This window comes from Roseiarcus sp., from assembly GCF_049514155.1.
GTDB lineage: Bacteria > Pseudomonadota > Alphaproteobacteria > Rhizobiales > Beijerinckiaceae > Roseiarcus.
Genome location: NZ_JBEKVH010000021.1, coordinates 16,833 through 38,926 on the forward strand (window position 1 = coordinate 16,833; position 22,094 = coordinate 38,926).

Sequence of the window (22,094 nt, forward strand, 5' to 3'; positions counted from 1 at the left end):
CGACATGAAGCGAACGCTACTGAACGTGAACGGCGTCGACCGCTGGGTCGTCGCCGAAAAGACCGCCACCCTCGCCGACGTCTTGCGCGAGCAGATGTTGCTGACGGGTTGCAAGGTCTGCTGTGAAGACGGGCAATGCGGCTCGTGCACGGTCATCGTCGACGGCAAGCCGGACCGTAGCTGCCAGACCCCGATCGAGAAGCTCGCGCCCGGCGCCAAGATCGTCACGATCGAGGGCGTCGGCACGGCTGAAAAGCTGCATCCGCTGCAGGTCGCCTGGATGGCGCATGGCGGGGCGCAGTGCGGCGTCTGCACGCCAGGCTTCATCATGTCGGCGAAGGTGCTGCTCGACAACAACAAGTCGCCGACGCGCGAGCAGGTGCGCTCGTGGTTCAATCGCAACCGCAATCTCTGCCGCTGCACCGGCTATAAGCCGCTGGTCGACGCGGTGATGGACGCGGCGGCGATCATGCGCGGCGAAAAGACGGCGGAACACGTGCTGGCCAAGCCGAAGGACAACGGCTCGATCCTCGGCACGCGTTACCAGCGGCCTTCGGCGCTCGCCAAGGTCACCGGGACGTGGGACTTCGGCGCCGACCTCGCCCTGCGCATGCCGGCCAACACGCTGCGGCTGGCGCTGACGCAAGCCAAGGTTTCGCATGCCAACATCAAGAGCATCGACACGAGCGAAGCCGAAAAGATGCCGGGCGTCGTCAAGGTCGTCACCTGGAAGGACGTCAAGGGCAAGAACGCGATCACCGGCCTCATCACCTTCCCGACCAACAAGGGCGACGGCTGGGATCGGCCGATCCTGTCCAAGGAAAAGGTGTTCCAGTTCGGCGACGCGATCGCCATCGTCGCTGCCGACACGGTGGAACATGCGCGTGCGGCCGCCGACAAGGTCAAGGTCGACCTTGAAGTGCTGCCGGCCTACATGTCCGGGTTCGCGGCGCTCGCGCCCGACGCGCTGGAGATCCATCCCGGCGTGCCGAACGCGTATTACGAGCAGGGCGTGGTCAAGGGCGCCGACACCAAGCCGCTGTTCGACAAGGCGAAGGCGTCGGTCGACATCACCACCTATTGCAGCCGCCAACCGCATCTGCATCTGGAGCCGGATTGCGGCGTCGCCTATGTCGACGACGACGGCGTGTTGACGATCCAGTCGAAGAGCATCGGCGTGCACCTGCATCACGCAATGATCTGCCCCGGCATCGGCGTCGCGCCGGACAAGCTGAGGCTGATCCAGAACCCGTCGGGGGGAACCTTCGGCTACAAGTTCTCGCCGACGATGGAAGCGCTGCTCGGCGTCGCGGCGCTGGCGACCGGGCGTCCGGTGTCGCTGGTCTACAATCAGTACCAGAACATCACCTACACGGGTAAGCGTTCGCCGGGCAACGTCAACATCAAGCTCGCTTGCGACGCCAACGGCAAGCTCACGGCGATGGAGACCGACTGGTGGATCGATCATGGTCCGTATTCTGAGTTCGGCGATCTGCTGACGATTCGTCAGGCGCAGTTCGTCGGCGCCGGCTACCATCTCGAAAACATCCGCGGCCACGGCCGGACGGTCGCCACCAACCATGCGTGGGGATCGGCGTTCCGCGCCTACGGATCGCCGCAGTCGTTCCTGGCGTCCGAAATCGCCATCGACATGCTGGCGGAAAAAATGGGCGAAGACCCGTTCGAGTTCCGTTACAAGAACCTCTACAACGAGACCTCGACGACGCCGACTGGGCAGAAGCCGGACGTGCTGGTGGTCGGTAAGCTTTTCGACATGATCCGGCCGAAGTACAAGGAGGCCAAGAAGCGTTGCGCCGAACTCTCCACGCCGGAGAAGAAGCGCGGCGTCGGCATCTCGCTGGGCATCTACGGCTGCGGCCTCGACGGGCCGGACAGTTCGGAAGCGAGGGTCGAGCTGACGCCGACCGGCGTCACCGTCTACAACTCGTGGGAAGACCACGGCCAGGGCGCCGATCTCGGCGCGCTGACCATGGCGCACGAGGTGCTGCGGGTCGCCGGGATCAAGCCGGAGCAGATCAAGCTGGTGATGAACGACACCGCCTTGCCGAACTCCGGCCCGGCGGGCGGCAGCCGCTCCAATGTGTTCACCGGCAACGCCACCCGCGTCTCGGCGGAAATGCTGTTGAAAGCGATGCGCAAGCCGGACGGCGCGTATCGCACCTACGCCGAAATGTGCGCCGAGAAGATTCCGCTGGTCTACGACGGCAAGTGGGTGGCGGCGGCGTGCTCGGCGTGCAGCTCGGAAACAGGGCAGGGCGCTCCGTTCCCGGTCTACATGTACGAAGTCTTCATGCCCGAGGTCGAAGTCGACATGGAGAGCGGCGAAGCGAAGGTGGTCAAGTTCACGACCGCAGTCGATGTCGGCACGATCATCAACCGCGCCACCGTCGACGGTCAGATCTACGGCGGTCTTGCTCAGGGCGTCGGACTCGCTCTGACCGAGGACTTCGAAGATCTGGAGCTGCACACGACGCTGAGAGATTGCGGCATCCCCTATCCGAAGGACATCCCGGACGACATGGAGATCCTCTATCTCGAAACGCCGCGGCCGCTCGGACCGTTCGGCGCGGCGGGCGTCGGCGAGGCGCCGTTGACGGCGCCGCATCCGGCGATCCTCAACGCCATCTACAACGCCTGCGGCGTGCGCATCTTCCGCGTGCCGGCGCTGGCGGACGTGATCAAGCTGGAGCTCGACGCGAAGAAGGCGCGCCAAGCCCCCAAGCACGCCGAACACGTCTGACGGCGTTTGAAGCGTAGGGACGAGCCGCCGCTCTCTCACAAGAGGCGACGGCTCGCTCCGCTTGCGAGAGTCCCGGCCATGGACGGTCAGCGCGTCAAAGCGTGGGAAGCCCGCTGCATCGAGGAGCAGCCGCCGGCGTGTTCGGTCGGCTGCCCGCTGCGCGTCGACGTTCGCGGCATGTTGGCGAAGGCCAAGGCCGGCGATTTCGCCGGCGCTTGCGCGATCTACGCCCGCTCCGTCGCGCTTCCCGCCGTGCTCGGCCGCATCTGCGATCATCCTTGCGAGACCGTCTGCCGCCGCGCCGAGGCGGGCGGCGCGATCCGCATCGGCGCGGTCGAGCGCGCCTGCGTCGAGGCGGCCGCCGAAACGATCCGCCGCGCGCCGCAGCGCGCGCGCAAGGCCAAACGCGTCGCCGTGGTCGGCGCCGGACTTTCCGGCCTCACCGCCGCCTTCGACCTGGCGATGAAGGGATGTGCGGTTACGGTGTTCGAAGCCGAACCGCGCCCGCTGACCCGGCTGACGCGCGACTATTCCGGCGCGCTGCCGCCCGCGGCGATCGAGGCCGACGTCGCCGCGCTGGTGAAGCTCGGCGTCGAGGTCTTCTGCCAATCGCGCGTCGAGGGCGGCGCCGGGCCGCTCGGGCTGGAGACGTTGATCGACGACTACGATGCGGTTCTGCTGGCGATCGGCGCCGGGTCGGCGGCCCCATTCGCCGGCGCGCTGAACGTGACAGTTGAGGGCCAAGTCGCAATTGACCCGACGACCCGCGCCGCCAGTCGCGCTAAGGTCTTCGGCGGCGGCGCGCCGGGAGCGCCTTATTCGCCGATTCGCGCGGCCGCCGACGGCCGTCGCGCCGGGGCCTCGATCGATCGCTTCCTGCAAGGCGCGTCGCTGACCGCGAACCGCGCCGACGACGCCGTCGCAGGCTCGTGCCTCTACGTCAACGTCGCCGCGCAGGCTTCCGTTCCGCCGATCGCTCCCGCCGCGCCGCAGTCCGGCTACAGCGGCGCCGAGGCGAGCGCCGAGGCCGGCCGCTGTTTCCCCTGCCGATGCATGGAATGCGTCAAGGCGTGCGAATTCCTCCGCCATTACGGGACCTATCCGAAACGCTACGTGCGCGACATCTACAACAACGTCAGCATCGTCATGGGCCTGCGCAAGGCCAATCGCATGATCGACAGCTGCACGCTGTGCGGGTTGTGCGACACGTTGTGTCCGAACGACCTCGCCATGGGCGAGGTCTGCCTCGAGGCGCGCCGCGATATGGTCGACAGCGGCCACATGCCCGCCTCGCACCACGACTTCGCGCTGCGCGACATGGCGCACAGTCGCTCGGAGGCGGCGGCCTTCGCCCGCCGCCAGCCCGGCCGCGCCGAATGCGCCGTCGCCTTCTTTCCCGGCTGCCAGCTGTCGGCGTCGTCGCCCTGGCACGTCGAGCGCATCTACGCCCATCTCGCCGCGAAGATCCCCGGCGGCGTCGGCCTGATGGTCGATTGCTGCGGCGCCCCGGCGCTGTGGAGCGGCCGGCGCGCCCTTCACGAGGAGGTCGCCGCGAGCCTGCGCGAGACTTGGCGCAGCCTCGGCGAGCCTGAGATCGTCACCGCCTGCTCGACCTGCCTGAAGACGCTCGGCGAATTCTTGCCCGAGATGAAGGCGCGCTCGCTATGGACCGTGATCGACGAGATTGGCTGGCCGGATGGCGCGCGGCCGCGCCGCGCCGGGCCGCTGGCGATTCACGACCCCTGCACCGGACGCCGCGCGATCGACGCGCAGCGCGCGGTGCGGCGCCTCGCCGCGGGGCTCGGCGTCGAACTGCGCGAGCTCGGCGGCGCGGAGCTGACGACCTGCTGCGGCTTCGGCGGCCTGGCGTCGTTCGCCAACCCGGAAGTCACCGACAAGATCGTCGACCGGCGCATCGAGGAGAGCGCCGACGACTATCTCACCTATTGCGCAATGTGCCGCGACAATTTCGGCCGCCACGGCAAGCGCTCGGTCCATCTGCTCGACCTCGTCTTCCCCTCGCCCGAGGGCGGCGATCCGGCGGCGCGGCCCGATCCGGGCTTTTCCTTGCGCCGCGACAATAGGGCGCGCCTCAAGACGCGTATGCTCCGCGAGGTGTGGGGAGAAGACATGGCGGACCCGACGCCCGAGATTGCGCTCATCGTGCCCGAGGCCGTGCGCGCCGACATGGAACGCAAACTGATCCTGGTCGAAGACGTCGCGCGCGCGATTGCCGAAGCCGAGGCGAGCGGCCGCAAGCTGAAGGACAAGGCGACCGGCCGTTCGATCGCGACGCTCAGAATCGGCGAATTCACCTGTTGGGCCGAATACGAGGCAACGGCGCGCGGCTTCCTGCTGCATCGGGCCTGGGGCCATCGCATGCAGGTGGAGGCGAAGCCGTGACCGCCGCGCCGGAAGCCGACAAGCCGCCGGAACTCGCCAATCTCGTCTGCGGCGCCTGCGACGCGCCGCTCGAGATGGGCAAGGTCGAGGCTTTCTATCTCGGCCAGAGTTTCCCGGTCGAGCTGCCGCGCTGTCCGTCCTGCGGCTTCGTCTACGTCTCGGAAGAGCTCGCCCTCGGCCGCATGCTGAAGGTCGAGCAGGCGCTGGAGGACAAGTGATGCTGCGCGCGCCGCCAGAGCGGGAAGGGCTGTTCGGCTGCGGAACGCTGCGCGACGGCGCCGGCGAGCCGCTGCGCCCCGGCGGCCTGGCGCTGACGCGCGAACTGATCGATCGCGCCGGTTTCCGCGCCGGCGAAACGGTCGCCGACGTCGGCTGCGGACTCGGCGCGTCGACGCGGCTGTTGCGTGACCGCGGCGTCGCGGCGATCGGCGTCGATCTCCTCGCCCCCTTCGACGCCGGCGCGCGCGGCGAAGCGCCGCCGCTGGTTGTCGCCGACGCCGCTCGACTGCCCTTCGCCGACGACAGCCTCGACGGCGTGCTGGCGGAATGCAGCCTGTCGCTGACCGCTGATCGCGCTCTCGCCCTCACCGAGTGGCGCCGCGCGCTGCGGCCCGGCGGCCGGCTGGCGCTGAGCGACGTCTATCGCCGCGACGGCGGCGGGGCGGGACGGATCGCGACGCGCGAGGCGCTGTGCGCGGACCTCGCGGCGGCCGGGTTCCGCGTCGAGGCGTTCGAGGATCGCTCGGAAGCGCTGAAGAGCTGGGCCGCGCGGTTCATCTTCCGGTTCGGCTCGCTCGACCCGCTGTGGGGCGACGGTTGCGCAGCCGATCCGGGTTCGGCCGGCAAGGCGCGGCTTGGTTACGCCCTGCTGGTCGCAGCCAAGTCCGGCCAACGCGCGTCGGCGGGAGGCTGACATGGACGACGAGTCGTTCCGCATCGCCGAATTGCTGCTGCAGGGCTACACCTGCGGCCACGTGCTCGCCAAGCTCGCGCTCGAGGCGCAGGGACGCGACAACCCCGATCTGGTGCGCGCGATGTCCGGTCTCGCGCTCGGCATGGGCTGCGGCCTCAACTGCGGTTCGCTGAGCGGCGGCTGCTGCGTTCTCGGGCTCTATGGCGGCCGGGCCAACGACGACGAGCAGGTGCATCCGCGCTACGACCTGATGATCGAGCAATTCTCCGCCTGGTTCGTCGACGCGACGGCGAAGAAATACGGCGGCGTCAACTGCAAGGAGATCATCAACTTCGATCCTGCGCTGATGCAGCAGCGCTGTCCCGGCCTGATCCTCGAATGCTGGCGGAAGATCAAGGAGATCCTCGCGGAACACGAGATCGACGTCGCCGGGCCGGTCCCGGCGGCGTGGGAGGAGGACTAGAGCATGGCTGAACGCGCCGACCGCGATCCCGCCGCGACGATCGTCGCGATCGTTCTGGCCGCCGGTTTCTCCTCGCGCATGGGCGCCTTCAAGCCGCTGCTGCCGTTCGGCGAGCGAACGCTGATCGACCATTTCGTGACCAACCTGCGGGAGGCGGGCGTCGAGCGCATCCACGTCGTCACCGGCTTCCAGGCGGGCGATCTGGCGCCGGAGCTGACGCGGCTCGGCGTCACGCGCGCGCACAATCCGGATTTCGCCGCCGGCATGTTCTCGAGCGTGCGTGCGGGCGTCGCCTCGCTGCCGGCGGACGTCGAGGCATTCCTGCTCGCGCCGGTCGACATGCCGCTGCTGCGCCCGTCGACGATCGTGCGGGTCTTGCGCGCCGCCGCGGCGCGCGATTCGACGATCGTCTATCCGACCTTTCGCGGCAAGCGCGGCCACCCTCCGTTCGTCCGTCGCGCCTTGTTCGCCGAGATCCTCGATAGCGACGGCGACGGCGGCCTGCGGGCGCTGCTCGCTCGCCACGAAGACGAGGCGAGCGAAGTCGCCGTGTTCGACTGGGGATGCCTGGTCGACATGGACCGTCGCCACGACTATCGCCGGCTCGCGGCGGCGTTGGCCGGACATCGCATGCCCGACGTCGCGGAATGCGAGACCATGTTCGACGCGGCTGCGACGCCCGAAGCGACGCGCCGCCACGGTCGCGCCGTCGCCGCGCTGGCGACGAGATTCGCGCGGCGGCTGCAAGCGGCCGGCGAGGCGATCGATCCGGACCTGGCGCGCGCGGCGGCGCTCGTCCACGACATCGCCAAAGGCCGCCGGCGCCACGCCGAGGCGGGCGCCGCGCTGCTGCGCGAGTTCGGCTTTCCCGAGGTCGCCGCCCCGGTCGCGCGTCATATGAATCTCGCCTTCGACGCGGGGCGAATCGACGAGAGCGCAATCGTCTACCTCGCCGACAAGCTCGTCCGCGGCGAGACACGCGTTTCGCTGGAGACGCGCTTCGGCTCGGCGCTCGACCGGTTCGCCAACGATCCGTCGGCGCTGGCGGGCGTGCAGCGGCGGCTCGCCAGCGCCCAGGCGATCTGCGCGGCGCTCGAGGCGCGCATCGGGTCGCTTGCAATCGACGACGGAACGAGGCTTGCGCTGTCGGCGGGAGAAGGGTCATGGCCTGCTGCGATCGCCGTATGAGTCTCGGCGCCACCGAGAGCGTCTGCCCGACCTGCCTCGCGACCGTTGCCGCGGAGCGCTTCGCCGAAGGCGACGTCGTCTATTTGCGCAAGACCTGCCCGGAGCACGGCGCGGTCGCCACGCCGATTTGGCGCGGCCTCGATTCCTATCTGCGCTGGGGATTGGCGCCGCGCGCCTATTCGCCCCCGGCGGTTTCCGCCATCCCGGTCGAGCGCGGCTGCCCGCACGACTGCGGCCTCTGCTCCGAGCATCGTCAGCAGAGCTGCTGCGTGCTGCTGGAGGTGACCTCGCGCTGCGACCTCGCCTGTCCGGTGTGCTACGCGTCGGCGCGCCGCGACGGTGTCGACGCCAGCCTGACCGAGATCGAGGGCTGGCTCGACACGCTCGCCGAAGCGGGCGGGCGCGTTCACATCCAATTGTCGGGCGGCGAGCCGACGACGCGCGACGACCTGCCCGAGATCGTCGCCCGTGTGCGCGCGCGCGGCTTCGAATTCGTGCAGCTAAACACCAATGGCGTCCGCATCGCGCGTGAGCCCGCCTATCTCGCCGCCCTGGCGGCGGCGGGGCTCGATTGCGTCTTCCTGCAATTCGACGGCGTGACCGACGACGTCTATCGGCGACTGCGCGGCGCCAAGCTGACGCGGCTCAAGGCGCAGGCGGTCGACAATTGCGGCGAAGCCGGAATCGGCGTGGTGCTGACGCCGACGCTCGTTCCTGGCGTCAATGTCGGCGAGATCGGCGCCATCGTCGACTTCGCTGTCGCGCATATGCCGGCCGTGCGGGCCGTGCACTTTCAGCCGGTCAGCTATTTCGGACGCTGCTTGGCCGAACCCGACGCGGCCTCGCGCATCACCTTGCCCGAAGTCATGGCGGCGTTGATCGCCCACAGCGGTGGGACGATCCGCCTCGACGACTTCCGTCCCGGCTCGGCCGAGAATCCCTATTGCTCGTTCAGCGGCCGCTTCGTCGTCGATTCCGCCGGGCGCATGCGGCCGGCGGCCGATGCGCGGCCTTCCTGCTGCGGCGCTCCGGTCGAGCCGCAGCGTTCGACGTGCTGCGGCGCGGCGCGGCCGAGCCCCGACGTCGCGCGCGAACGGCGCTACGTCGCGGGGCAGTGGACGCGCGCCGATCGCGCCGCCGCGCCCGTCGCCGGGCTTGACGCCTTCGACGCCTTCCTCGCCAATCAGGAGCGCACGCTCGGCCTGTCCGGCATGGCGTTCCAGGACGCCTGGACGCTTGACCTCGACCGGCTGCGCCAGTGCCACATCCACGTCGTCGCGCCTGACCGGCGCGTGATCCCATTCTGCGCTTACAACCTGACCAGCCGCGACGGTCGCCCGCTCTACCGGTCGCCGGTCGCCGTCCGCGAGTCGGTCGCGTGAGCGCGGCGACGCTCGATCCCTGGATGGCGGCGCGCATGGGGCTCGCAGCGCCGTTGACGCGCGCAGCGGTCGACGCCTGGGGACTCGCGCGGCTCAACCAAACGATCGTCCACGCGCGCGCGGCGAGCCCGTTTTACCGCGCCCGGCGCGACTTTCCGGATAGCCCGCTCGCCAGGATCGAAGAGCTCGCGCGCCTGCCGTTCACCACGGCCGCCGACCTGCTCGCCGACGATCCGCCGCTGCTGGCGCTGTCGCAAAGCGCCGTCGCGCGTGTCGTCACCCTCGAGACCTCAGGCACCAGCGGTCCGCCGAAGCGGCTCCATTTCACGCCCGACGACCTGGAATCGACCGTCGATTTCTTCGACCACGGCATGGCTCTGTTCACCCGGCCGGGCGACCGGGCGGCGATCGCCTTTCCCGGCCGCCATCCCGGCGGCGTCGCCGCGGGGCTCGCGATCGCATTGCGCCGCCTCGGCGCCGTTCCCGTCGCCGCGCCCTCGCCGCTCGATCCGGTCGCGCTCGCCGGTTGGCTGCGCGAGACGCGGCCCGACGTCGTCGCCGGGCCGCCAGTCCCGCTGCTGGCGGCGGCGCGCGTCGCCGCCAACGACGGCGGCGCGCCGATCCGCGCGCGCGCCGTCCTGCTGAGCTCCGACCACGTCGCCGACAGCCTTGCGTGCGGCCTTGAGGCGACCTGGGGCGCCGAGGTCTTCCGCCACTGGGGCATGACCGAGACGGGCTACGGCGGCGCGGTCGATTGCGCCTTCCATTGCGGCTGCCATCTGCGCGAGGACGAGCTGTTGGTCGAAATCGTCGATCCCGACACGGGCGCGCCGGCGCCGGCCGGCGCAGTCGGCGAAGTCGTCGTTTCGACCCTGCGGCGGCGCGGCGCGCCGTTGTTGCGCTATCGCACCGGCGATCTCGCGCGGCTGATCGAGGCGCCCTGTCCGTGCGGATCGGCGCTGAGACGGCTCGTCGGCTTTGCCGGCCGCGTCGGCGCGGGCGCGCTTCTGCCGGGCGGCGACACGCTGACCCTGCCGCGGCTCGACGAGGCCTTGTTCGCGCTTGAGGCGGTCAGCGACTTCGTCGCCGTCCTCGACAGAGGCGCGCCGGCGACGCTGACGCTGTCGATCGCCGCGCCGGCGCCCGTTCGCGTCGCCGCGACGCTGGCGGCCGTGCGTGCGCGGCTCGCCGAAGACCCGATCGTCGGCGCGGCGCTGCGGGCCGGCGCCCTGCGCGTCGAGGCCGCTTTCGCCGACGCCGTTGCGCTTTCGTCCCCCGCCAAGCGCCGGTTGACGATAAGGGAGGCAACGCCATGCGCACAGCGCTGCTGATCCGTCACGGCGCGGTCGGCGACGGGGCGGAGGAACGCTTTCTCGGCGCCGCCGACTTGCCAATGAGCCCGGCCGGCGAAGCCCAAGTCCGCGAGCTCGCCGCGCGCCTGCGCCTGCGCGCCATTCCAGATGCGATCTATTGCAGTGATCTTTCGCGGTCGCTGCGGACAGCGGAACTGTTGGCGGACGAATCCGCCATCCCGATCCGCGTTCGCCCGGCGCTGCGTGAAATCGAGATGGGCGATTGGCAAGGCCTGTCGCGGCGCGAAATCGCCGAACGCCGGCCTGAAGACTACGCGGCGCGCGGGCGCGACATCGCCAATTTCCGTCCGCCCGGCGGCGAGAGTTTCGCCGACCTCGTCGAGCGCGTGCTGCCGTGCTGGCGCGAACTCGTCGAAGACCGCGAGACGCAAGTCGTCGCGATCGCCGGCCACGCCGGCGTCAATCGGGTCATCCTTTGTCATCTGCTCGGAGCCCCGCTCGCCAATCTGTTCCGAATTGCGCAGCGTCTGGCCTGCGTCAATGTCGTCGAGTGGCGGAAGAACGAGCCGGTCGTCACCCTCATCGACGGAGAGCGCCTGTGAGGCGGGACGATTCTCAGGCGGCGCGCGCGTCGACCTCTCCGGCGGCGGAGGAGCCGTCCGCGGCGAGCGCCGGCGTCGAATTTGGCGAATATCAGTTCGTTCAATACGAACGATCGGCCCAGATGAACGAGACAAATCCGTGCGCGCGGGCGTATGAAGGCCGTCAAAACGCCTCGGCGCGCGAAGATTGCCAGAATGCAATTTGCAATGTTGACGCAGGTCAATGCTGCGAAGCGCCGCTGCGCAATGATTTTACACGAGCGGTTCGCAAAGGCCGAATCCCAGCAAGGTCGGCGCCGCGACCTCGGGTGAGGAGATCTCTCTTGCCCGCAGACGAGTCCAGGGAGGAAGGTCGCCAACCTTCGCGCCCGACCGCGCGACTGGCGCCGGATGCGGCGATCGCCGCGCGACGGAAATACCTGTTTGAAGGCGTCGAGCCGGGCAGAGAGGTTCCTGCGCCGATCTTGCGGTCATGGGAGCGCAGTTTCGCGCTCGGCTTGAACATGACTTCGCGGCCCGGCCTCGATCTGCTGTCGCAGCAGAAGTTGCGCGAGGCGCAGCAGCGCAACGAAATCCTGGTGCGGGCGGCGCGCGGCGAGATGGAGGCGCTGTGTCGCGACGCGAGCGTCGCCGGCGTTGTCGTCGTCCTCACCGATCCGCACGGGCTTGTCCTTTGCCGCCTCGGCGAAGGCGCATTCGCCGAAAAGGCGGCGGAGGTCGCGTTGCGGCCCGGCGCCGCCTGGGAGGAGAAAGCGGCCGGCACGAACGCAATCGGCGCGGTGCTGGCGGAGCGCCAGCCGATCTCGGTGATCGGCGGCGAACATTTCTTCGAAGCCCACAGCATTCTCAGTTGCTCGGCGGCGCCGATCTTCGATCCCTACGGCGCGATCGCCGGCGTGCTGGACCTCACCAACGCCTCCAATCAGCCGCAGGCGCTGACGATGGCGCTGGTGAACCGCGCCGCAGAACAGATCGAGCGGGCCTTGTTCGACGCCCAGTTCCGCAACTGCGAACAGATGCACTTCCACTCCGATCCCTATCTGATCGGCAGCCCGCACGAGGGCAGCCTGGCGTTCGAGGGCGATCGCCTGGTCGGCGCCAACCGCAACGGAATCTCGCTGCTTGGACTCGACTGGCCGGCGCGCGGCGCCCTCAGCTTCGACGAGTTGTTCACCTTCGAGCAGGCCGCGATCAGCCACAATGCCTCGTCGGACGATTGCGCCGTTCAGACGAAGAAAGGCGAGGTTTTCTACGCTCGCCTGCAGCCGCGGCCTCGCATTCATCGCAGCTGGTCGCCCGCTCAGCCGGCCGCCATGGAACCGCCCAAGGATCTGACCCTGACGCAGATCATCGACCGGATCCTGGCCGGGCCGTACGCGCGCCTGATCACGATCCGGCGAGTCAAGACCGGTCAGCTCATCTACGGCGCCGACGAAGAAAAGGCCGTCCAGGAAGGGCTGGTCGTCGTGCGCAGCGGCCGGCTCAGGTGCTTCGCCTCCTTCGACGGCAAGGAGCTGACCCTGTTCACCCTCGACGCCGGCGACGCGCTGCCGATCAACGAGGCCTCGATGTTCGAGGTCAAGCACGACGGAGAGATCGTCATCTTCAGCGGCAAGGCGTTCCAGGAACTGGCGCAGTGCGATCCCGACCTCGCGCGTTCGGCGATGCCGGCGATCAGCCGCATGCTGCAACAATCGGCGCGGATGACCGAGGACATCGTCTTTCGATGCGTCAAACACCGCCTCGTTCGCGCGCTGTGCGACGTGGCGGCGCGCGACGGTCGCCATTGCAAAGAGGGCGTCGTGCTCGACGCGCCGCCCAGCGCCGAGGAATTCGCGATGCATATCGGCGCGACCCGCCAATCGGTGTCGACGATCATCGCCGAGCTGATCCGCGATCGCGCGATTCGCCGTCTCGACGCCTCGGCGATCGCGATCGCCGATCTCGAACACCTGAAGGCGATGCTCGCGTGAGGCGATCGGCCGCCTTGCGCCGAGAAAGAGGAGATATGCGATGTGCGAGAGTTGCGGCTGTGGGTCGCACGGCGGCGAGACGATCGTCGTGCGCGAGAACCTGCTGGCGGCCAACGACCGCGTCGCCGCGCATGTGCGCAAGCATCTCGACGCTCATCGCGTCCTGGCGATCAATCTCATGTCCTCGCCCGGCGCCGGCAAGACCAGCCTCCTGGAGGCGACGATCGCCGCGCTGCCGCCGGGCGTCCGCGTCGCCGTGATCGAGGGCGACCTCGAGACGGAGAACGACGCGGAGCGCATCCGCCGGCGCGGCGTGAAGGCGGTGCAGATCACCACCGGCGTCGCCTGCCATCTTGACGCGACGATGGTCCACGACGCGCTCGACGAGATCGACCTCGACGACGTCGACATCCTGTTCATCGAGAATGTCGGCAATCTCGTCTGCCCGGCGGACTTCGACATCGGCCAGCATCGCAACGTCGTGCTGCTGTCGGTCACCGAGGGCGACGACAAGCCGCAGAAGTACCCGGTGATCTTCCGCAACGCCGATCTCGTCCTCATCACCAAGACCGACCTTCTGCCTTACATGGACGACTTCGACATGGCGCGCGCGCTCAGCGCCGTCGCGAGGTTGCGCGGCGGCGGACGGACGAAGCAGGTCTCCGCCAAGACGACGCTCGGGCTTGAAGGGTGGATGGATTGGCTCGTCGCCGAGCTCGCCGCTCTGCGCCTCGCGCAACCGGCGCAAGTCGCCTGAATGTCCTCGACCCGTTGCGCCGGCGAGCGCGCGCTTTCATGACTGCGCTCCGTTCCGACCATTGGCCGCCAGCGGCGGGCGCAATGAGCGGCGCGGCCGCGGCCTCCGCCGCGCCGCCGCGGCTCGTCGATCCGTTCGGCCGCGCCATCGCCTACCTCCGGCTGTCGGTGACCGATCGCTGCAATTTCCGCTGCGTCTATTGCATGGCGGAGAAGATGACCTTCCTGCCGCACGCCGAAGTGCTGCGGCTCGAAGAACTGGATCGGCTGTGCGCGATCTTCGTCGGGCTGGGCGTGAAGAAGATCAGGCTGACCGGCGGCGAGCCGCTGGCGCGGCGCGGCGTGATGACCCTGTTCCAGGCGCTGTCGCGCCGCCTGCGCGCGCGCGAACTCGACGAGCTGACGCTGACGACCAACGGCTCGCAGCTCGTCCGCTACGCCGACGAGCTCGCCGCCTGCGGCGTCAAGCGGGTGAACGTCTCGCTGGACACGCTCGACCCGGCGGCGTTCGCAGCGATCTCGCGGCGCGGGTCGCTTACCGACGTGCTGGCGGGCATCGAAGCCGCCGATCGCGCCGGGCTCAAGGTCAAGATCAACGCCGTGGCGCAGAAGGGCGTCACCGAAGACTGTGCGGTTCCCTTGATCCGCTGGGCGCATGGTCGCGGCTACGACCTGACCTTCATCGAGGTGATGCCGCTCGGCGACGTCGAAGGCGAGTGGTCGCAGCGGTTCCTGTCGCTGGCCGAATTACGCGCCGATCTCGCGCAGCGTATCACCCTGGCGCCGACGCCCTATCGCAGCGGCGGTCCGGCCCGCTACTGGCAAGTCGAGGAGACCGGCGGACGCGTCGGCTTCATCACGCCGATGACCCACAGTTTCTGCGACAGTTGCAATCGGGTGAGGATCACCTGTTCGGGCCGGATGGTTCTCTGCCTCGGCGCCGAGGCGGCGGTGGATCTGGGCAAAGTCCTGCGCGAGAGCGACGACGACCGCGACGTCGAGATCGCCATCCGCGAGGCGGTGGCGCAAAAGCCCAAGGGCCACGCGTTCGGCTCGAGCGAGGCCAGAGCGCCGCGCGCCTCCGCCCGGCCGATCAGCCTGACCGGCGGCTAGGGCCAAATCAGCCGCTTCGCCTGATGGCGCGCGGCCGACGGATTGGCCGACCGGCGTCAGTCGATGGCGACCATGACGTCGGAAGCCTTGATGACGGCGCTCGCCTTCTTGCCGACCGCGAGGCCGAGCGCGTCGACCGCTTCGTTGGTGATCGAGGCGGTGACGACCGCGCCGGCGGCGATTTCGATCTTCACATGCGCCGTGGTCGCGCCCTTGGTGAGGGCGATCACTTTTCCGGGCAGCACGTTGCGGGCTGAGATCTTCATTTTGGCGCTCTCCCAAATGTCCGCCGCGCCGCACGAACGCGCTGGCGCCGCCTCGCGCCAACATAGAACTTCGCCCACGATTGTCCATTCGACTTGCGCGCAACGCGGCGCGGTTTACGATTTCGTAACCATTTCGCGCCAACCATCGGCGAGCCGGCGCCGCGTCTCAACGCGCGGCGGCGCAGGCGCGCGCCGATCGGGGCGACGAGGCGGCACTTTGTCCACGACCACATCGACCTATTTGTCGATCGAAAACAATCTGGCGCGCTACCAGACGATGATCGCCAACGAGCCGGCGGTGAAGACGGCGACCGAGTATTACGCCGCCAACATCGGCAAGGTCACCTCGATCAGCGACCTGGTCGGCAATTACCGCCTGCTGTCCTACGCGCTCACCGCCTACGGGCTCGGCGATCAGGTCGACAACAAGGCGTTGGTGACCCAAGTGCTCGAAGGCGGCGTCAGCAGCTCGAAAGCGCTCGCCAACACGCTGGCCAACCCCAACTGGGCGAAGTTCGCCGCGGCCTTCAATTTCGCCGCCAATGGCGCGAGCTCAATCTCGACTGCGAGCGCGATCTCGACCACCGAATCGGCTTACGACGAGCAGGCGCTCGAAGGCCAGCAAGGTCAGCAGGACGTCGGCGTCCAGCTCGCGCTCTATTTCCAGCGCGTCGCGCCGACGATCACTTCGTCCTACAACGTGCTCGGCGACGAGAATCTGCTCGAGGCGTTTCAGACCATCTTCGGCGTGACGCTCAACACTTACGGCAGCATCGACACCAACGCGTCGATCGTTTCGAAGCTGATGCCGATGTCGGATTTGACCGACCCGACCAAGCTCAAGCAGCTGACCGAACGTTTTACCGCCCAATACACGCTTCTCTACGGTCCAGGCGGCCAAGACGCTTCGACGCCGCTGAGCGTGACCTCCAGCGGCACGACGACAGGCAACCTCAACGCCGCAACCTCGATCATGAGCGGCATTCTAAGCGGCAACAGCAGCTACAGCGGATCGTCGACCGCCGAGCTGCTGTCGGGCGCGCTGCTGACCAGTCTGCAGAGCCTGTCGCTCGGCGGCTGAGCGCGGCAAGTCTCAGGCAAGCGTCGCGCGCTTAGCTCGGCCGAATCCGACGCGGAACAGGCCGCGGCGGCGCGGGCTCGTTCGACGTGACACAGAGATCGCAGGCTGGCGCCGCCTCCGTCGCGAGCGCGCCGGCGCCGGACCCGCAGGTCGAGGAGGGCGGTCTCGAATCGCTCTACACGCGCGGAGTGGCGTTGTGGAACGGCGGTCGGCGCCAGGAGGCGATCGCCGCCCTCGATGCGGCGCTGCGCCGCAATCCCGATTTCCCTGAGGCTTTGTGCATGGGCGGCTATATCCTCGCCGACTCGGGAAAGCGCGAAGCCGCATTCGAATTCTATCGCCGCGCCCTCGGCTTCAATGTCGATCTGCCCGTCGCCTGGTCGAACGTCGGCAAGCTCCTATTCGAGGATGGCCGCTACGCCGAGGCGCTCGATTCCTTCGACGCAGCGCTAGGGTTGAGGCCGACGGACGCCGATCTATGGAACAGCCGCGCCGGCGCTTTGCGCAAGCTCGGTCGACTGGAGGAATCCGCCGGGGCGACGCGTGAGGCGCTGCGTCTCAAGCCACGGTTCGCCGAGGCCGCGCTCAATCTCGGCGCCGCGCTGCTCAAACTCGACCGCTGCGACGAGGCGCTGGCCGCCTTTGAGGCCGCCGGCGACGCGCGGCCGGGCTACGGCGCGGCGTTCAACGGCCAGGCGCTCGCCTTGCGCGCGCTCGGCCGCATCGGCGAGGCGCGCGTCGCCTTCGAGGCGGCCGAGGCGCTCGGCGATCGCGAAGCGGTCAGCGGCCGCGGCTGTGTCGATCTCATGCTCGGCGATTTCGAGCGCGGCTGGGAAGGTTACGAAGCGCGCTGGGTCGACGGCCATTCGCTCGCCGAGGCGCTCGGCGCGCGTTTTCCCAAGTGGCGCGGCCCCGGCCGGGCCGGCGAGCGCGTGCTGGTGATGAACGACCACGGCTTCGGCGACACGATCCAGTTTTGCCGCTACCTGCCGCTGATGGCGGCGGCCGGCGCCGAGCCGACTTTCCTGTGTCCGCCGCGCCTGCGCCGCCTGCTGTCGTCGCTTACCGGGATCCGTCTCGTCGCCGAACGGTCGCCGGGCGAACGCTTCGATGCTCAAATCGCCGTCAGCAGCCTGCCGCGCGCTTTCGCCACCCGACTCGACAGCGTGCCGGCCGCCGTCCCCTATCTCGCCGCCGAACCGGAGCGCGCGCGCAAATGGGCGGCGCGCATCGGCGCCGAGGGCTTCAAGATCGGCATCGTCTGGCAGGGCAATCCGAATCCCGAAGCCGATACGGCGCGCTCGGTTCCGCTCGCCGCCTTCGCGCCGCTCGCCGCGATTACGGGGGTCAGGCTGATCTCGCTGCAGGTCGGTTACGGGGTCGAGCAGCTTGCCGATCTGCCGGCCGGCATGCGGGTCGAGACGCTCGGCGACGACTTCGACGTCGGACCCGATGGCTTCCTCGACACGGCGGCGGCGATGGCCGCGCTCGATCTCGTCGTGACCTGCGACACCTCGGTCGCCCATCTCGCCGGCGCGTTGGCGCGCCCGGCCTGGGTCGCGCTGAAGCAGGTCGCCGAATGGCGGTGGTTGCGCGACCGCGACGATTCGCCGTGGTATCCGACCCTGCGCCTGTTCCGCCAGACCCAGCGCGGCGTCTGGAGCGACGTCTTCGCGGCGATGGCGGCCGAGCTCGGGGCGCTCGTCCCGTCGGGCGGCGCCGGGCGGACGATCGACATCCCTGGCGCGGTCGGCGAGCTGATCGACAAGATCGCGATTCTCGAAATCAAGGGGCGGCGGATCGACGACCCCGACAAGCTCGCCAATGTGCGTCACGAGCTTGCGCTGCTGACGGCGAAACTCGGCATGGCGGGGCTCGACCGCGTCGCCCTCGCGCCGCTCGAAGTCGAACTCGCTGCGGTCAACGAAAAGCTGTGGGACGTCGAGGACGAAATCCGCCTGTGCGAGAAGGCGGGCGATTTCGGCGAACGATTCGTCGCGCTGGCGCGCGCCGTCTATGGCGCCAACGACCGCCGGGCGGCGATCAAGCGCGAGATCAACCGCCGCTGCAACTCGGCGATCGTCGAGGAAAAGCACTACGCCTGAGACGCCGCCGCGCGTTCAGTCGCGCACGGCGTAATAGCGGCCGCTGAGCGCCGCGCGCTCGCTCGCCTTCAGCGTCGAGGCGCCGTAGCCGCAGAAGCGGACGCCGAGCGTCGCGTCGCGCCGCCAGACGGTCGCGACCAATTCGACCGCGCCGGTCTCTTCGTCGTGGACCTGAAACTGCGGCGGCAGCCGCACGTCGCGCGCGAGCGTCAGTCTGAGCCCGGTCGCCGAACGGTCGTAGATCAGGCAATCGCAGACAAACGCATTGGCCGCGTCGAGGATCTTGGCCGAGCGCAGCCGGGTGCGCCGCCGTCCCGTCAGGCGCAGCTCGCGCCCGGTCGTCTTCGGGCGCGGCTTCTCGCGAACGGCGCGCGGCGTCTCGCGAACGGGATCGAAGACGACGTAGGCGACCTGGCCGCGCCGCGCCAGAGCGCGCGCCAACGCGCGGTCGTCGCGAGAGAAAGAGCTGCGCACGCCTTCGAGAAGATCGCTCATGACGCCGTTCGAGTCCGTGAAACGGCCGGCGCGGCCGCGGGCGCGAGGGTAACGCTCCGCGCCTTGCCAATCCGTTGCCGGTTCGGTCGTCGCGGACCGCCAAATTGCCCTAGAGGAACAACGATTAAGGGCTTGTTAACCATGCTCTACGTAAGTTTCCCCTTGGGAATTGGGGAACAACACCGGCGATTCGTGGGCCGCCGCCAGCACAAGTGATCCGAACGGCGCGCGTTCGCGCCGCTCAAGGTCGAGAGCGACGGCCCTGCGCGTTTCCACCTCATGTCTCGCGGCCATGGCCGGGCGATGTCGTTCGCCCGATTGCGGGTCCGCGCGTGTCCCGCGTCAGCGTCAGTAAGTCCAGCGTGTAGGCTGATCGACTTTACGGGGCATTTGCATGTACATCATTGTCGACGAACGCGACCTCGTTGCGGGGGGTTACGCGTCGGGTTTCGACCGCGAGGGTGTTTCGACAGCCGGGATCGATCCCGGCGAATTTCAGGAATGGATAGGCAAGGTCAGCGATATCGACATGTGTGCGGTCGAGGCGTTCCTGATCGGCGACTGCACCAATCGCGAGACCTTACCCAAGCTCATCCGCGAGCGCTCCAAGGCTCCGGTCCTCTGTCTCAACGACCGCCAGTCGCTCGACGAGACGCTCGAGCTGTTCGCCGCCGGCGTCGACGACGTGCTGCGCAAGCCCGTGCACGTGCGCGAAATCCTCGCCCGGGTCGGCGCGATCAGTCGTCGCGCGCTCGGCGAGCAGGGCCACGTGACGATCGGCGAACTGCGCGTCTATCTCGACGGGCGCGAGCCGGAAGTGAAGGACGTGCCGCTGCCGCTGCCGCGGCGCGAATGCCGCATCCTCGAATATCTCGTTCGCAACCGCGGTCGCCGCGTCACCAAGACGCAGATCTTCAACGCCGTCTACGGGCTGTTCGACGAAAACGTCGACGAGAACGTGGTCGAGAGCCACATCAGCAAGCTGCGCAAGAAGCTCAAGCACCGGCTCGGCTACGATCCGATCGATTCGAAGCGCTATCTCGGCTACTGCATCGAGCGGCGCTGAGCCGTCGCGCCCCCGCCGTCATTGCGAGCAAAGCGAAGCAATCCAGACTCGGCGGTCGCAATCCTTAAGTCTGGATTTCTTCGCTTTGCTCGCAATGACGTCGGAGGCGATTCGGCTTCGACGCAACGAGCTCTCATGCGAAGGCGCCTCAGGATCAGGTCCGAGTCGGCTTAAAAGCAAACGCCCGCCGCGCGACAGCGTGGCGGGCGTCTTCGGGCGTCTTCTTGCGTTGCGCCTGGCGCGCGTCGCCGTCCCTTCGTCGGAGCAAATCGAGGGGCCGACGGCGCGGGCGGCCAGGGATGGGATTTTCGTCGTCGATTGAGTGGCGGGCGCAGCGCGGGAGGGGCGGCCTTTCGTCGCTGCGCCGGTCTTAAGGCTTGGCCGGGCGAACGCCGCCCGGCCGGAGCGCGCCTGCGGCGCGCGTTTCTCTTCAGCGGCGCCGGCGAACGTGACGCCGACGTCGTTGCGCTTCGATCAGCTCAAGGAAACAGCTTCAGGATGAGCTGAGCGTTCTGGTTGGCGATCGACAGCGACTGAATGCCGAGTTGTTCCTGGGTCTGCAGGGCCTGCAGGCGGGTCGAGGCGGTGTTCATGTCGGCGTCGACCAGGGCGCTGACGCCGGTCGCGTAGTTGGTGGTCAGCGCGCTGTTGAAGGTAGAGGCCGCGGTCATGCGGTCCTGGGTGGCGCCGATCGTCGCGGCGTAGGTCGTCACCGCGCTCAGCGCATTTTGGACCGCGCTCAACTGGCTCGCGGCAGTGGCCCCCGACGTCGTCAGGTTGGTCAGGTCGAAACCGTTCTGGACCAGCATGCCGGTGGCGGTCGTCGACTGCGCCGACACGCCGAACTGAACGGCGTTCGCCAACGTCGTCGCAGCGCCGTTGGCGTCGAGAGCGGAGTAGGTGGTGTTGGTCAAGGAGCCGTCGGCCGCCAAGGACTGGACGACGATGCTGCCGGCGTTCTTGGTGACGACGTTCTGGCCGACGCCGACCGTCGTGGTGGCGGAATTGTCGGTGAGCCCGTTGAGCTCGGCGACCTGCGACGAATTGGTGATGTTCGCCTCTTGCGTCGCGGCCGAATAGGCGCCCGTGGTGACCGCGGACACGGAGAACTGAACGCTGGCGGTCCCAAGCGTCGCTGCGGCGCCGGCGGCGGTCTCGGCGGTGTAGGTCTTCGTGGTCACAGCGCCGTTCGCCGCCTGCTGAATAGTCGTGAAACCGGTCGCGTTGGCTGCGGTGCCGTTGCCGCCGATCACGCCGGTGAGGATCTCCGAGCCGCCCGCGGTCAGTTCCACGCCGCCCACGGTTCCTTCGCCGAGCGTCACGGCGGTTGCCGCCGCCGCCCCGCTGACGGTGGACGTCGTGCTTGTTCCGCCGGTCATCGCCTGCGCGGTGAAGCTGATCGTATTGAACGAGCCGCCGCTCGCGGTGGCGTTGAAGCCGGCGACGAAATTCAGCGCCGCAGTCTGCGAACCGTTGAGGATGTTGAGGCCGTTGAACGAAGCGCCGTTGACCGCGTCGGACAATTGCGAACCAAGCGAAGCGAGCGTCGTGTTGATGTTGTTGATGCTCGCGCCCGGCGTGGCGGCCTGGGTCAGCGCCGATTCGATCGAGTTGATCGCGGTGATGACCGAGTTGATCGCCGAGGAGGCCGTCGACATCACCGCCTGGCTCTGGGCCAGCGCCTGATTGGACGCGGTGACGACGTCGCTGTTGGAGTTGAGCTGGGTGGCGATTGACCAGTAGGAGGCGTTGTCGGCGGCGCTGGAGACCGCGAGACCGGTCGAAACCTGGTTCTCGGTCGTCGTCAGGGCGGCCTGCGTCTGGGTCAGAGCCTGCAGCGCGCTGAGGGCTGAGGCATTCGTCAGAATCGAACTCATAAGGGTGCTCCTGTCCGTGAAATCACGAAACCGTGTGACATTTCGGATTTGCACCGAGACGACGAAGCGGCCTTATGCCTTTAGCTCCCGAAACGCGGGATCTAATCGCCGTGTGACGCCGAAACCGGCAACCGCGAAACGCGGACCGACCCGGTTCAGTCCCGCCCAACCTGCGACGCGGGTCTTAAGATTAGGTAAAGCCCGGCCGCGGCGCGCCAAATATTAGGCGCCTGCGACAATGGCTACGCATCGGCCGCGCCAGCGCCTCGCCCGCTCTCTTGCGTCATGGCCGGGCTTGACCCGGCCATCCAAGCGCCGGCGCAGAAGTGCGTCGATT

General features: G+C 68.5%; 18 protein-coding genes. 15 read left to right on the forward strand and 3 right to left on the reverse strand.

Features of this window, described 5'->3' with window-relative positions:
* The first annotated feature begins 4 nt into the window (after nt 1-4).
* From ABSF49_RS05040 to moaA, 12 genes are all read left to right on the forward strand, one after another.
* On the forward strand, nt 5-2,761 hold the full coding sequence (locus ABSF49_RS05040; RefSeq protein WP_424111536.1) for a molybdopterin-dependent aldehyde oxidoreductase: 2,757 nt from the start codon (nt 5-7) through the stop codon (nt 2,759-2,761).
* Between the two features lie 78 nt (nt 2,762-2,839).
* A complete protein-coding gene (locus ABSF49_RS05045; RefSeq protein WP_424111537.1) occupies nt 2,840-5,164 on the forward strand; it encodes a pyridine nucleotide-disulfide oxidoreductase/dicluster-binding protein in 2,325 nt (774 codons plus the stop codon).
* Complete coding sequence (locus ABSF49_RS05050) at nt 5,161-5,382, forward strand: DVU_1557 family redox protein (RefSeq protein ID WP_424111538.1); 222 nt, start codon at nt 5,161-5,163, stop codon at nt 5,380-5,382. The genes ABSF49_RS05045 and ABSF49_RS05050 overlap by 4 nt, the downstream gene beginning before the upstream one ends.
* Nucleotides 5,382-6,077, forward strand: a complete 696-nt coding sequence (gene trsM / locus ABSF49_RS05055) for a DVU_1556 family methyltransferase (protein ID WP_424111539.1) — start codon at nt 5,382-5,384, stop codon at nt 6,075-6,077. The genes ABSF49_RS05050 and trsM overlap by 1 nt, the downstream gene beginning before the upstream one ends.
* A gap of 1 nt (nt 6,078) precedes the next feature.
* Nucleotides 6,079-6,540, forward strand: coding sequence for a DVU_1555 family C-GCAxxG-C-C protein (locus ABSF49_RS05060; protein ID WP_424111540.1), 462 nt, complete (start codon nt 6,079-6,081; stop codon nt 6,538-6,540).
* Between the two features lie 3 nt (nt 6,541-6,543).
* Nucleotides 6,544-7,728: a DVU_1551 family NTP transferase gene (locus ABSF49_RS05065; protein WP_424111541.1), complete on the forward strand. Its 1,185-nt coding sequence runs from the start codon at nt 6,544-6,546 to the stop codon at nt 7,726-7,728.
* Nucleotides 7,725-9,110, forward strand: a complete 1,386-nt coding sequence (gene trsS / locus ABSF49_RS05070; RefSeq protein ID WP_424111542.1) for a radical SAM (seleno)protein TrsS — start codon at nt 7,725-7,727, stop codon at nt 9,108-9,110. The genes ABSF49_RS05065 and trsS overlap by 4 nt, the downstream gene beginning before the upstream one ends.
* On the forward strand, nt 9,107-10,441 hold the full coding sequence (locus ABSF49_RS05075; RefSeq protein WP_424111543.1) for a DVU_1553 family AMP-dependent CoA ligase: 1,335 nt from the start codon (nt 9,107-9,109) through the stop codon (nt 10,439-10,441). The genes trsS and ABSF49_RS05075 overlap by 4 nt, the downstream gene beginning before the upstream one ends.
* Nucleotides 10,423-11,025 (forward strand): histidine phosphatase family protein, encoded by a 603-nt coding sequence (locus tag ABSF49_RS05080; protein WP_424111544.1) that lies wholly within the window; start codon nt 10,423-10,425, stop codon nt 11,023-11,025. Before ABSF49_RS05075 ends, ABSF49_RS05080 begins: the two co-directional genes overlap by 19 nt.
* A 323-nt stretch (nt 11,026-11,348) precedes the next feature.
* Nucleotides 11,349-12,998: a GAF domain-containing protein gene (locus ABSF49_RS05085; RefSeq protein WP_424111545.1), complete on the forward strand. Its 1,650-nt coding sequence runs from the start codon at nt 11,349-11,351 to the stop codon at nt 12,996-12,998.
* A gap of 40 nt (nt 12,999-13,038) precedes the next feature.
* Nucleotides 13,039-13,755, forward strand: coding sequence for a hydrogenase nickel incorporation protein HypB (hypB, locus tag ABSF49_RS05090; protein ID WP_424111546.1), 717 nt, complete (start codon nt 13,039-13,041; stop codon nt 13,753-13,755).
* 83 nt (nt 13,756-13,838) lie between these two features.
* Nucleotides 13,839-14,867 (forward strand): GTP 3',8-cyclase MoaA, encoded by a 1,029-nt coding sequence (gene moaA, locus ABSF49_RS05095; protein ID WP_424111547.1) that lies wholly within the window; start codon nt 13,839-13,841, stop codon nt 14,865-14,867.
* 56 nt (nt 14,868-14,923) lie between these two features.
* Here moaA and ABSF49_RS05100 read toward each other — a convergent pair whose 3' ends face one another.
* Nucleotides 14,924-15,133: a TOBE domain-containing protein gene (locus ABSF49_RS05100; RefSeq protein ID WP_424111548.1), complete on the reverse strand. Its 210-nt coding sequence runs from the start codon at nt 15,131-15,133 to the stop codon at nt 14,924-14,926.
* A 217-nt stretch (nt 15,134-15,350) separates the two neighbouring features.
* On the opposite strand from ABSF49_RS05100, the gene ABSF49_RS05105 reads away from it, so the two are divergent.
* A complete protein-coding gene (locus ABSF49_RS05105; protein WP_424111549.1) occupies nt 15,351-16,214 on the forward strand; it encodes a DUF1217 domain-containing protein in 864 nt (287 codons plus the stop codon).
* 86 nt (nt 16,215-16,300) lie between these two features.
* Complete coding sequence (locus ABSF49_RS05110; RefSeq protein ID WP_424111550.1) at nt 16,301-18,319, forward strand: DUF6165 family protein; 2,019 nt, start codon at nt 16,301-16,303, stop codon at nt 18,317-18,319.
* 15 nt (nt 18,320-18,334) lie between these two features.
* On the opposite strand, the gene ABSF49_RS05115 is transcribed toward ABSF49_RS05110, so the two are convergent.
* Entirely contained in the window at nt 18,335-18,814 is a 480-nt protein-coding gene (locus tag ABSF49_RS05115) for a hypothetical protein (RefSeq protein WP_424111551.1), read from the reverse strand.
* A gap of 394 nt (nt 18,815-19,208) precedes the next feature.
* On the opposite strand from ABSF49_RS05115, the gene ABSF49_RS05120 reads away from it, so the two are divergent.
* Complete coding sequence (locus tag ABSF49_RS05120) at nt 19,209-19,880, forward strand: response regulator transcription factor (RefSeq protein WP_424111552.1); 672 nt, start codon at nt 19,209-19,211, stop codon at nt 19,878-19,880.
* Between the two features lie 479 nt (nt 19,881-20,359).
* On the opposite strand, the gene ABSF49_RS05125 is transcribed toward ABSF49_RS05120, so the two are convergent.
* On the reverse strand, nt 20,360-21,757 hold the full coding sequence (locus ABSF49_RS05125; protein WP_424111553.1) for a flagellin N-terminal helical domain-containing protein: 1,398 nt from the start codon (nt 21,755-21,757) through the stop codon (nt 20,360-20,362).
* Nucleotides 21,758-22,094 lie beyond the last annotated feature (337 nt).